Annotated in this window: 8 protein-coding genes and 2 tRNA genes; 1 reads left to right on the forward strand and 9 read right to left on the reverse strand. The window is 61.4% G+C overall.

Features of this window, described 5'->3' with window-relative positions:
* Positions 1-109: 109 nt before the first annotated feature.
* From nifJ to pnuC, 7 genes are all read right to left on the reverse strand, one after another.
* On the reverse strand, positions 110-3,655 hold the full coding sequence (gene nifJ / locus G5179_RS10875) for a pyruvate:ferredoxin (flavodoxin) oxidoreductase (RefSeq protein ID WP_421258350.1): 3,546 nt from the start codon (positions 3,653-3,655) through the stop codon (positions 110-112).
* A 228-nt stretch (positions 3,656-3,883) separates the two neighbouring features.
* The gene (locus tag G5179_RS10880; RefSeq protein WP_421258351.1) at positions 3,884-5,524 is read right to left on the reverse strand and encodes an alpha-glucosidase; all 1,641 of its coding nucleotides are present in this window, start codon (positions 5,522-5,524) and stop codon (positions 3,884-3,886) included.
* A gap of 199 nt (positions 5,525-5,723) precedes the next feature.
* Complete coding sequence (locus tag G5179_RS10885) at positions 5,724-6,125, reverse strand: DUF1622 domain-containing protein (protein WP_421258352.1); 402 nt, start codon at positions 6,123-6,125, stop codon at positions 5,724-5,726.
* 67 nt (positions 6,126-6,192) lie between these two features.
* Positions 6,193-6,516 carry a N(4)-acetylcytidine aminohydrolase gene (yqfB, locus tag G5179_RS10890; protein WP_219264312.1) on the reverse strand — a complete coding sequence of 108 codons (324 nt, stop codon included), beginning with the start codon at positions 6,514-6,516 and terminating at the stop codon, positions 6,193-6,195.
* A 42-nt stretch (positions 6,517-6,558) separates the two neighbouring features.
* The gene (locus G5179_RS10895) at positions 6,559-7,230 is read right to left on the reverse strand and encodes a Crp/Fnr family transcriptional regulator (RefSeq protein ID WP_421258353.1); all 672 of its coding nucleotides are present in this window, start codon (positions 7,228-7,230) and stop codon (positions 6,559-6,561) included.
* Positions 7,231-7,335: 105 nt separating this feature from the next.
* Positions 7,336-8,061 carry a nucleoside phosphorylase gene (locus G5179_RS10900; RefSeq protein ID WP_421258354.1) on the reverse strand — a complete coding sequence of 242 codons (726 nt, stop codon included), beginning with the start codon at positions 8,059-8,061 and terminating at the stop codon, positions 7,336-7,338.
* Between the two features lie 3 nt (positions 8,062-8,064).
* Positions 8,065-8,781 carry a nicotinamide riboside transporter PnuC gene (pnuC, locus tag G5179_RS10905; RefSeq protein WP_100645328.1) on the reverse strand — a complete coding sequence of 239 codons (717 nt, stop codon included), beginning with the start codon at positions 8,779-8,781 and terminating at the stop codon, positions 8,065-8,067.
* Positions 8,782-9,044: 263 nt separating this feature from the next.
* On the opposite strand from pnuC, the gene G5179_RS10910 reads away from it, so the two are divergent.
* Positions 9,045-10,877 (forward strand): SLC13 family permease, encoded by a 1,833-nt coding sequence (locus G5179_RS10910; protein ID WP_421258355.1) that lies wholly within the window; start codon positions 9,045-9,047, stop codon positions 10,875-10,877.
* A 217-nt stretch (positions 10,878-11,094) separates the two neighbouring features.
* Here the strand turns inward: G5179_RS10910 and G5179_RS10915 are convergent.
* Together G5179_RS10915 and G5179_RS10920 are read right to left on the reverse strand one after the other, a co-directional pair.
* Positions 11,095-11,178, reverse strand: a tRNA-Leu gene (locus G5179_RS10915).
* Positions 11,179-11,186: 8 nt separating this feature from the next.
* Positions 11,187-11,263 (reverse strand) — tRNA-Met (locus tag G5179_RS10920).
* Positions 11,264-11,374: the final 111 nt, after the last annotated feature.

Below are 11,374 nucleotides of genomic sequence, written 5' to 3' on the forward strand. Positions count from 1 at the left end.
CGGCCTGCGCCGACATTGGCTCACCATAGCTAGCATCAGGGCTCCCCGCGGGGAGCCCTGATTGTTATTTGGCGAATAGCGTGGCTGCTGCCATCAAGCCATGCGCGAGTTACTCCTGCGCCGGACTCTCCTTGCCTGCCAGCTGGCTCAGCCAGGCGAAGCGGCGGTTGGCCTCCTGCTCCGCCTCTTCATAGAGCTGGCTGGCCACCTCCGGCAGTTGGCGCTCCAGCCGCTGGAAGCGGGGCTCATGGCGCAAGGTCTCGGCCAGCGAGGCATTGGGTGCTCGCGAGTCGAGTGCCAGCGGCAACTTGCCCTCGTCAGCGCGGCGCGGATCGAAGCGGTAGAGAGGCCAGAAACCGGTGGCAGTCAGCTGTTTCATCTGCTCGTGGCTCTCGGCCATGTCGTAGCCATGCTCCTCGCAGGGGCTGTAGGCGATGATGAGCGACGGCCCCGGGTAGGCTTCCGCCTCCTGAATCGCCTTCACGGTCTGGTTCATCTGGGCACCGAGGGAGATCTGCGCCACATAGACGTGACCATACATCATCACGCTGGCCCCGAGATCCTTGCGCCCCTTGCGCTTGCCCTGCTCGCCAAACTTGGTAATGGCACCAAGCGGGGTTGCCTTCGACTGTTGGCCGCCGGTGTTGGAGTAGCACTGGGTATCTAGCACCAGCACATTGATGTTCTCCCCCAGACTCAGCACATGATCGAGCCCGCCAAAGCCGATGTCGTAGGCCCAGCCATCGCCGCCGATGAGCCAGACCGATTTTTCCACCAGATAGTCCGCATCGCGAGCCAGCTCTTGGGCTGCCGGGGTCTGGCTCTCCTGCAGCAGCGCTCGCAACTGCTGGATATGGGCCCGCTGCTCGGAAACCGGCAGGGTGGCATCGCCGAGCGCCTCGCGCAGCGCTGCCGGTATGGTGTCGCCCAGGCTCGCCAGCAGACGGCGCACCCGCTCCCTGTGCTGATCGACGGTGAGGCGGAAGCCCAGTCCGAACTCGGCGTTGTCTTCAAACAGCGAGTTGGCCCAGGCTGGGCCGCGCCCGTCGGCGTTGGTGGTGTAAGGGGTGGTAGGCAGGTTGCCGCCATAAATGGACGAGCAACCGGTGGCGTTGGCAATCAGCAGCCGATCGCCATAGAGCTGGGTCAGCAGCTTGATGTAGGGGGTCTCGCCACAGCCGGAGCAGGCGCCCGAGTATTCAAACAGCGGCGAGATGAGCTGGGAGGTGCGGATGTCGATGCGTTCCAGCTGCTCGGCGCTGCGCTCTGGCAGGTCGAGGAAGAAGTCGTAGTTGGCCTTCTGCTCATCGAGGTGATCGAGGCGTGAAGCCATATTGATCGCCTTGCGATCCGGGTTGCTGCGATCCTTGGCCGGGCACACCTCGACGCAGAGATTGCAGCCGGTGCAATCCTCCGGCGCCACCTGCAGCACGTACTGCTGGCCGCGCATGTCACGGGATTTCACATCCAGCGCATCGAGAGTGGCGGGAGCTGCGGCCAGCGCATCCGGTTCTACCACCTTGGCGCGAATGGCCGAGTGGGGACAGGCGGCGACGCAGTAGTTGCACTGGGTACAGAGCTCCGCCTCCCAGATCGGGATCTCCTTGGCGATGTTGCGCTTCTCCCAGCGGGTGGTGCCGACCGGCCAGGTGCCATCCGGCGGGAAGGCGGATACAGGTAGGCTGTCACCCAGCCCCGCCAGCATGGCGGCGGTGACGGTCTGGACAAAATCGGGGGCCTTGGCCGAAACCACCGGCGGGCGGGGACGGCTGGCGGGATCCAGCTCGCCAAGTTGCACCCGGGTCAGGGCGGCGCAGGTTGCCTCCAGTGCCATCCAGTTGCGCTCGACCAGTGTCTGTCCCTTGCTGCCATAGCTGGTGGCGATGGCCTGCTTCAGCAGGCTGGTCGCCTCTGCGGGGGGAATGATGGCGCTGAGCTGAAAGAAGGCCATCTGCATCACGGTATTGATGCGGTTGCCGAGCTGGCAGTCGCGGGCAATTTTGGCGGCGTTGATGATGTAGAAGTGCGCCTCTTTCTCGCGCAGGGCATGCTGTACCTCGCTGGGGAGGCGCTGCCAGATATCCGCTTCGCTGTAGGGGGTGTTGAGCAGGAAGATGCCGCCCGCTTTCAAGCGTTCCGCCATCCGGTACTTGTCGACAAACTGCCACTGATGGCAGCCGATAAAGTCCGCTTCTTCCACCAGATAGGCCGATTGCAGCGGCCGCTCGCCCACCCGCAGGTGAGAGACGGTGAGGCCGCCCGCCTTCTTGGAGTCGTAGACGAAATAGCCCTGCGGATAGAGGTCGGTGTGGTTGCCGAGGATCTTGATGCTGTTCTTGGCCGCCGAGACGGTGCCATCGCTGCCAAGACCGTAAAAGAGCGCCTCCAGCTTGTGTTGCTGGCTGTGGATGGGGCTTTGCGAATTGAGCGCGGGCAGCGGTAGCGAGAGACCTGTGATGTCATCGAAGATGCCGACGGTAAAGCGCGGGCGCGGGTTTTCTTGCGCCAGTTCGGCAAACACCGCCAGCGCGCAGGCGGGGCCGAACTCTTTGGAGGAGAGGCCGTAGCGGCCGCCGATGACCAGTGGCAGGCTTGCCCGCTCGCCCCGGCTGACCGCTTCGGCAAGCGCCGTCATCACGTCGAGATAGAGGGGCTCGGCCTGTGCGCCCGACTCCTTGGTGCGATCCAGTACGGCGATGGTGTGGGCACTCTCGGGAATCGCGGCCAGCAGGTGCTCGGCCGAGAAGGGACGGAACAGCCGTACCTTCACCAGACCTACCTTCTCCCCTTGGGCCAGCAGGCGCTCGATCACCTCTTCACAGGTGCCGATGGCCGAGCCCATCAGCACCACAATCCGCTCCGCCAGCGGGTGGCCGACATATTCAAACGGCCGGTAGTGGCGGCCGGTCTGCTCGCCAAAAGCCTGCATCGCCTCGCTCACATGGCCATAGGCGGCGTCATACCAGGGGTTGCTCGCCTCCCGGCACTGGAAGTAGGTGTCCGGGTTGGCGGCAGTGCCGCGAATGACCGGTTTGTCGGGGGTGAGCGCCCGGTCACGATGGGCTCGGATGGCATCTGCGGGCAGCAGGGCACGCAGGGTGTCGTCAGCGAGCGGCGCTATCTTGGCGATCTCGTGAGAGGTACGAAAGCCGTCGAAGAAGTGGATAAAGGGGAGGCGGCTGTTGAGGCTCGCTATCTGGGAGATCAGGGCAAAGTCCTGCGCCTCCTGCACATTGCTGGCACAGAGCATGGCACAGCCGGTCTGGCGCACCGCCATCACGTCCGAGTGATCGCCAAAGATAGATAGCGCGTGGGTCGCCACGGTGCGCGCCGCCACATGGAGCACGAAGGGGATGAGCTGACCCGCCAGCTTGTAGAGGTTGGGGATCATCAGCAGCAAACCCTGCGACGAGGTAAACGAGGTCGCCAGCGCGCCGGTCTGCAGGGCGCCGTGGACGGCGGCGATGGCGCCCCCTTCCGACTGCATCTCGACAACCCGGGGCACATCCCCCCAAAGGTTTTTGCCCCGCTCGCTCGACCAGGCCGACGACTGCTCAGCCATGGCCGAGCTGGGGGTGATGGGGTAGATGGCGATGACTTCGCTGGTGCGGTACGCCACCGAGGCGACTGCGTTATTCCCGTCTGTGGTGATCATCTGTTTTCCACTTTGCTATGCCAGTTTGAAGGCCGATAGTTGCATCGGCAATGGATAGGTCGCAGGCATAGTAAGAGGGGCAATGAGAGCGTATCAAACGGGATAAATAATCAATTAATAAGTCAGTAATAGTGGTTAATTTAATCCCACAGCGTGGGGGCATGATTTTCTGCTAACAGCCAACGGGAGGTGGCTGACGGGCCATTGACATGGCCCGTCAACACGGGGTTAACCCTGATCCACTTGCAGCCAGATGGCGCACTGATAAGGGGCGAAGAGTGGCAGTGGTTCGCCAGGGTAATTGGCCAGCAGCAACCGCATCTTGTCTGTCACCTTGTCGAAGTGGGGCATCTGCAAGGGATTGGCCGTGAGATTGGCGAGCAGCAGCAGGGTGTGCTGCTCTCCGCTGGCCGGATCCTGCCAGTGGCGGCGATAGCTGATACGCTCGGGATCATCCCCATCCAGCAGCTCGAAATTGCCGTGGCGAATGACCGGGTGAGCCTTGCGCAGGGCGATGAGCTGGCGATAGCAGTGAAACGGTGAGTCGGGGCGGGCCAGCTGCTCGTCAGCATTTATCTCGACGTGGTTTGCATTGAGGGCGATCCAGGGAGTGGCCGTGCTGAAACCGGCGTGGAGGCCAGCGTCCCACTGCATCGGGGTGCGGGCGTTGTCGCGGCCGATGGCATCGAGCCGCCGACTCAGCTCGGCAGGATCCAGCCCTGACTGGCTGGCGCGGTAGTTGATTGCCTCCACATCGCGTAGCTCGTCCGGCTGCCAGTGACGGTTGGTCATGGCGAGCTCCTCCCCCTGATAGATGAAGGGAGTGCCCTGCATCATGTGCAGCACCATGGCCCACAGCCTGGCGCTGGTTTCCCGCCACTCTGGCCTGTCATCGCCAAAGCGGGAGACGGCGCGAGGCAGGTCGTGGTTGCCGAGAAACAGGCTGTTCCAGCCACGCCCGTGTAGCCCTTGCTGGTGGCGGGCCATGGCTCGTTTGAAGGCGAGGGGATCGAAGCGGGATGACCACTTGTCACTGCCCAGCCCCAGATGCTCGAAGTTGAACACCATGCTGAACTCGCTGCCGTCGTGGTTCGAATAGTTTTGCATATGGGCGAGATCGGCTCCCCAGGTCTCCCCCACCGTAATGATCCCCTTGCCGCCGAAGCTCGCGGCATTGAGCTCGCGGATATAGTCGTGCAGGTGAGGGCCGTTGCTCATGGCCAGTCGGTCCCACTCTTTGCTCACCATATCGATCACATCGAAGCGAAACCCCTTGATCCCTTTGCCCAGCCAGAAGTTGATCACCGCTGCCATCTCGGCCCGCACTGCCGGGTTGTCCCAGTCCAGATCGGCCTGACTGGGATCGAAGTTGTGCAGGTAGTAGCGATCAAGCTCCTGCACGTACTGCCAGCCGCTGCCGCCAAAAATCGAGGTAATGGGGTGAGCATCGACAAAGGCTTGATCCCGGAATACGTAATAACCCTGATAACGGGGATCCCCGGCCAGCGCCTTCATAAACCACTCGTGCTCGGTGGAGGTGTGGTTGGCGACGATATCCATCATGATGCCGATGCCGTGAGCGGCTGCTTCGGCTATCAGCAGCTCCATCTCGGTCAGGGTGCCGAAGGCGGGGTCGATGGCACGGTAGTCCACAACATCGTAGCCGTTGTCCCGCTTGGGGGAGCGATAGATGGGGGTGAGCCAGAGCATATCGACCCCGAGGGTGGCCAGATAGTCGAGGCGCTGACGAATGCCGTTGATGTCGCCCATGCCGTCGCCATCGCTGTCCTGAAAGCTCATGGGGTAGATCTGGTAGATGACGCAGCTATCGAGGTCGATATCGGGAGTGTGGAGGGAGTGCGGGTTCATCAGCGTGGCCGGTTGGGGAGGAGGCTTTCCATCTTACGCAGATGAGCGGGCACTCAACAGGGCAGGGGAAGCCTTGAAAAGGGTTCCATTATTGACTGATTGCCAAAAGTGCGGGAAGGGTCACAAAGGTGCCATCCCGGGCCACTGCTGTGGTCGGGATGACACGGCACTTAGCGATGATGCTGTGCAAGGAAACGGGCTATTGGGCTGCCTTGACCTGTTCGCTGTGCTGCTCCTGCTGGCGCTCTGCCTTCTCTTGTTGGCGTTCCGCTTGTGCTTCCAGCTCCTTGCCGAGGAAGTAGTTCAGGAAGGTGCGGATCACCGCGATGATGGCAAGGCGGATCAGCTCCTCCTTGCTTGGCGCGACCGTGGTGGCCAAGATGTCAGCGGCGAGCTGGAACTCCAGCGCCAGAATGAGCCAACTGCCAAAGCAGAGACGAATACGCGGAAAACCGGGCTGGTGATCCCGCACTCTTGCCGCTAGCCAGAGGGTCTTGCCAAGCCCTATCACCACACAGGCGATGGAGATGATCTCCAGCAGCAGCTGGAACAGCTCGACCCCGTGCATCATCCCCTCTTTCAGGCTCGCTATCTCAAACACTCGGGTCACCTCCCTGATTCAAAAGAGGACACTATTAACACATCGCTCGGCAAAGGCCAAATCCGGTTCAGGCAATCATTTTGAATTCAATCACATAGAGCGGCGGTAGATCGGGGTAGATATCGCGGATCACCTGTTTGAGCTCGGGGAGGGTCATGTTCTCCTGACGGCCATGCTCGTCATTCAGTTCATCGAAGGCTATTGCGTTGACGGAGATCACCTCTATGGTGCCAAAGGGCTGGTGCTCCGGGTTGGTGAACAGCGCCAGACGTTGGCCGGGCTGCCAGTTGGCCTCGCTCTCGTCGCGGATGGTGATGGTCTTGCGGCCCGCCTGAATATCGGCAACGAAGCGGCTGAAGAAGGTGAATTCGGGATAGGAATGAGCAGACATGGTGACTCCTGACTGGGTGAATCGAAATGAGGTGAATGGAAATCAAAGATCGAGATAGGCGCGCAGCCTGGCCAGATCGGCGATAACGGGGCCGTCACTGCTGTCGGCAATTATGCCCTGTTCGACCAGCTCCTTGAGGGCGCTGCGGTAAACCCGCTCGGTGGTGCCGAAGCGCGCCGCCTCATGGGCCCGCTTGCGCGATCCCAGCATGGGGGTGCGCTGGCGCTCACGCCATAGCTCATAGGCGATGTTGTAGGCGATGGGGTGGAGCAGCCGGCTGGTGGTGATCTCCAGGGTGTCGAGATAGTCGCTGGCAAGCGCCGCAGCGAAAAAGAGGGTCAACTCAGGTTCTGCCAGCAGGCGCTGGGCTAGTTTGTTGGCGCAGATGACTCGGGCATCCAGCTCGGTCTCGGCCACCACGTTCCACTGTACCGGGGTTGCGCTGAAGAACTCCATCTCACCGAAGATCTGGCTGTGACACTCAATCTCGCCGAGCTGGAAGCGGCGGCCAGAGTGTACCGTGCTGTTGAGGGAGACCCGGCCACGTTCGACCAGATAGAGCTGCTCGCTCTGCTCCCCCTGCCGCATGATCAATTCGCCCGGCAGGTAACGACGCAGAAACAGGGTGCAGGCGTCGAGCGCCGCGGCAAAGCGGGGTTCAAGCTGCTGGAGTTCGGCGTGAAAACGGCCGAGGGGGTAGGGCTGTTGCTGCATGACTTGCCTGTCGCACCGGATGACGAGGGCCATGAGGCTAGCAAGAGTGCGGGCCGGATACCAGCCCGCACGGTAGCGGATGTGCCGCAGTTAACGGTTTGCGGCTTATTGCACCAGAGCGTGGAGGGCGGCGGCGATGGCTTGCTGCTCACCGGCCATCATCGCCTGTTCGGCGCTGGCGTAATCCGCCACCCCTTGTTGCACATCCTGCTCGAATAGCACCACGTTGCAGAGCACGGCTGCAACCCGCACCTTGCGCAGGCGACCCACGGTCAGCAGGGCTGCGGTCTCCATGTCAGCGCCGAGCACGCCACGGGCATGCCAGTAGCGGCACACCTCCTGCTCATCATCTCGATAGAAGCTGTCGTGGGAGCGTACCAGCCCGTGCCAATGAGGCTGGCTGCCGGTTGCCACATGGTTGAGCAAGGCGGCCTGCAGCCAGATATCGGCGCAGGCGGGGTACTCGGCGGGCAGATAGGCCTGCGAGGCGCCCTCATTGCGTACCGCCCCTTCCACCACGATAAGGTCGCCAAGGCCGATGTCGTGTTGCAGGGCACCGGCGGAGCCGACCCGAATAAGCGAGTGGGCACCGGCTTGCACCAGCTCCTCCAGCGCTATGACGGCCGACGCGCCGCCAATGCCGGTGCTGCAAACCGTGATGGGCTGCCCCTGATAGGATCCGTTGATGAGGCGAAACTCCCGGTTTTGCCCCAGCACCTCACACTGTTCGAGCTGGCTGGCGATGCGATCGACCCGGGCCGGGTCGCCGCACAGTACCACCCGCTCGGCAATCTGGTTGGGGCGGCACTGGAGATGGGGTAACAGACTCATGGCTTACAGACCTTGTGGCTGGCGCTTGGCGGCAATCACCCAGAGGCGAGTGCCGTTGGCGGCGATAAACAGCAGGATCAGGTACTCCAGCGACATGGCGTAGACGCCCTGCGCGGCATAGACACCGATGCTGATGATGTTGATGACGACCCAGAGGATCCAGTTCTCCACGTATTTGCGGGTCATCAGGATCTGGGCGACCACCGAGAGCACCGTCATGCTGGCATCCCAGAACGGGAAGGCATCCGGGGAGGGCTCAGGGGTAGCAAGGTTGGCACCAAACAGGTTGAGCAGGGAGACCGAGGTGCGCGCCAGGGTGGCGAAGACCGGGTCGATATAGCGGGTCAGCAGAGCGATGGCCAGCACGCTCACGGCGGCGGTCACCATCAGTTTGGATCTGCTGAGCCAGCGGATCTGCAGGGTATCCCCCTGATCGTTGGCGGGGCGGGTCCAGGCGTACCAGCCGTAGACGTTGGCGCAGAAGAAGAACAGCTGCAGCATCAACAGCCCGTAGAGCTGGATCTGGAAGAAGATGATGGCAAACAGGCTGACGTTGATCAGACCAAACAGGTAGTTGATGGTCTTCTCCTGACTGGCGAACCAGATGCAGGCCAGCCCGAACAGGGTGCCGATGGCTTCAATCCATGACATGGCATAGCCGCCACCCAGCGGTATGGTCACTAGGGTGTTATTGATGCTGAACAGCTCGAATATGCTCATTTTCTGATCCTTGGGCATGAGGGTAAGTATGCGAGGGCGCCATTCTAAGGGGTGAGGGGGAGGAGGGGCAGGACTTTTGTCCGCCCCGGGCTTGGCCCATATCAAAGAAATCGCCGCTGCTGCCCGGTTATTCCAGCAGTGATGGGTTATGGGGCCCCGGCGGGCCGGACTTTATTGATATGTAGCAAGATGATAGCGCCGTGGCTGTGGTCTGATAGAGTCCACTCTCCGGGAGGAGAATCACGTGATAAAAGGAGGTTGCATTGAATTCCGAGCTTGTCTGGGTGCTCTGTCTGCTGGCTGGCGCCATCTATCTCTTCATGACCAACAAGGTGCGCATGGATGTGGTCGCCCTGTTGATCATTATCCTCTTTGTGCTGAGCGGCACCCTCACCCTGCCGGAGGCGCTGGCGGGCTTTAGCGATCCCAACGTTATCCTGATTGCCGCCCTGTTTGTGGTGGGTGAGGGGCTGGTGCGCACCGGCATCGCTTATCAGGTGGGGGATGCATTGGTGAAGGTAGCGGGCAGCAGCGAGACCAAGCTGCTGGTGTTGCTGATGGTGGCGGTGGCGAGTCTGGGGGCTGTGATGAGCAGCACCGGGGTGGTGGCCATCTTTATCCCGGTGGTGCTGAGCGTTGCGAACCGGATGGGGATCCCGGCCGGTCGCCTGATGATGCCCCTCGGCTTTGCCGGGCTGATCAGCGGCATGATGACGCTGGTGGCCACGCCCCCCAACATGGTGGTTAACAGCGAGCTGATGCGCCACCGCATTCACGGCTTCGGCTTCTTCGATTTCACCCCCATGGGCGTGCTGATCCTGGGGCTGGGCATCCTCTACATGCTGCTGGTGCGCGGCTCCCTGGTGGGCGAGGGGGAAGAGGGCAAGGGCAAGCCGACCGGGCGCCGCACCCTGCGCGATCTGATCCGTGACTACCGATTGGCCGGTAGGGCCCGTCGTCTGGCGCTGCGGCCGGACTCCCCGCTGATTGGTCATACCCTGGATGAGCTGCAACTACGCGCCCGTTATGGTGCCCACGTCATCGGGGTGGAACGTTGGCGCAAGTTTCGCCGGGTGATGGTGCCGGTGTCCGGGATCAGTGAGTTCCAGGCCAAGGATGTGCTGCTGATCGACATGTCAGACCCCGAGGTGGATGTGCGGGCGTTTTGCAGCGAAGCGCGGCTTGAACCCATGATCCTGCGCGGGGAGTATTTCTCCGATCAGGCGCGGGAGGTGGGGATGGCCGAGGTGTCGCTGATCCCCGAGTCCAAGCTGCTGGGTAAAAGCGTGCGTGAGGTGACCTTCCGCTCCAGCTATGGGTTGAGCGTGGTGGGGCTGCGCCGCGACGGTGAGGCACTGGCAGGCAAGCTGGTAGACGAGCCGTTGCAGATGGGGGATACCCTGCTGGTGGTGGGCAACTGGAGCCATATCAGACAGTTGCAGACCCATAGCCGCGACTTTCTGCTGATGGGTCTGCCCGCCGAAGTGGACGAGATGGCCCCCGCTCGCAGCCAGGCTATTCACGCCCTCTTTTGTCTTGGCGTGATGATCCTGCTGATGGTGACCGATCCTGTGCCCAACGTGATTGCAGCGCTGATCGCCTGTCTGCTGATGGGCAAGTTTCGCTGTATCGATATGGAAAGTGCCTACAAGTCGATCCACTGGCCGACCCTGATCCTCATCGTCGGCATGCTCCCCTTCGCGCTGGCGCTGCAAAAAACCGGCGGGGTGGATCTGATCGTCGGTGGCCTGATCAATGCGGTAGGGGAGATGGGGCCGCGGGTCATGCTGGCCAGCCTGTTTGCCCTCTGCGCGGTGATCGGGCTCTTTATCTCCAACACCGCCACCGCAGTGCTGATGGCGCCCATTGCGCTAGGCACGGCGCAACAGATGGGGGTATCACCCTATCCGTTTGCCATGACCATTGCCATCGCCGCCTCGGCCGCTTTTATGACGCCGGTCTCGTCACCGGTGAATACCCTGGTACTGGGGCCGGGCAACTACAAGTTTGCCGATTTTATCCGTATCGGAGTGCCATTCACCCTGTTGGTGATGGCGGTCAGCGTGGTAGCGATCCCCTGGTTCTTCCCGTTCTGATAACCGGGATGATGAATGTGTGCACCAGCGGCCTGCGGGCCGCTTTTTATGGCTGGGAGACAAGAGTGGCAAGGCGTGATCGGAATCAGTGAAGAGTGACGTGAACGGAAATTAACGTGGAGCTGGGTTAATAGAGGAGCGAGAGAAAAACTGGGGAGAGGCAAATTTCAGATACAAAAAAACCAGCGTGAGCTGGTCTGTTTGGTACTGCTATTAATGGTGCGGAAGGAGAGACTCGAACTCTCACGCCTAGGGCGCCAGAACCTAAATCTGGTGCGTCTACCAATTTCGCCACTTCCGCAATATTAATGGTGGCTATGACGGGATTCGAACCTGTGACCCCCGCATTATGAGTGCGATGCTCTAACCAACTGAGCTACATAGCCGTTTGTTATCGACCACTGATGTGGAAGAGAACAGAAAAATGGCTGGGGTACTAGGATTCGAACCTAGGGATGGCGAGATCAAAACCCGCTGCCTTACCGCTTGGCGATACC

The sequence above is a fragment of the Aeromonas sp. 600886 genome (assembly GCF_049174935.1).
In the GTDB taxonomy this organism is placed as follows: Bacteria; Pseudomonadota; Gammaproteobacteria; order Enterobacterales; family Aeromonadaceae; genus Aeromonas; species Aeromonas veronii_A.

Bases quoted from the DNA above. Each gene is read 5' to 3' on its own strand.
- yqfB (WP_219264312.1), bottom strand. From the start codon at position 6,516: ATGTCTGCTCATTCCTATCCCGAATTCACCTTCTTCAGCCGCTTCGTT.
- G5179_RS10895 (WP_421258353.1), bottom strand. From the start codon at position 7,230: ATGCAGCAACAGCCCTACCCCCTCGGCCGTTTTCACGCCGAACTCCAG.
- pnuC (WP_100645328.1), bottom strand. From the start codon at position 8,781: ATGAGCATATTCGAGCTGTTCAGCATCAATAACACCCTAGTGACCATA.
- G5179_RS10900 (WP_421258354.1), bottom strand. From the start codon at position 8,061: ATGAGTCTGTTACCCCATCTCCAGTGCCGCCCCAACCAGATTGCCGAG.
- nifJ (WP_421258350.1), bottom strand. From the start codon at position 3,655: ATGATCACCACAGACGGGAATAACGCAGTCGCCTCGGTGGCGTACCGC.
- G5179_RS10880 (WP_421258351.1), bottom strand. From the start codon at position 5,524: ATGAACCCGCACTCCCTCCACACTCCCGATATCGACCTCGATAGCTGC.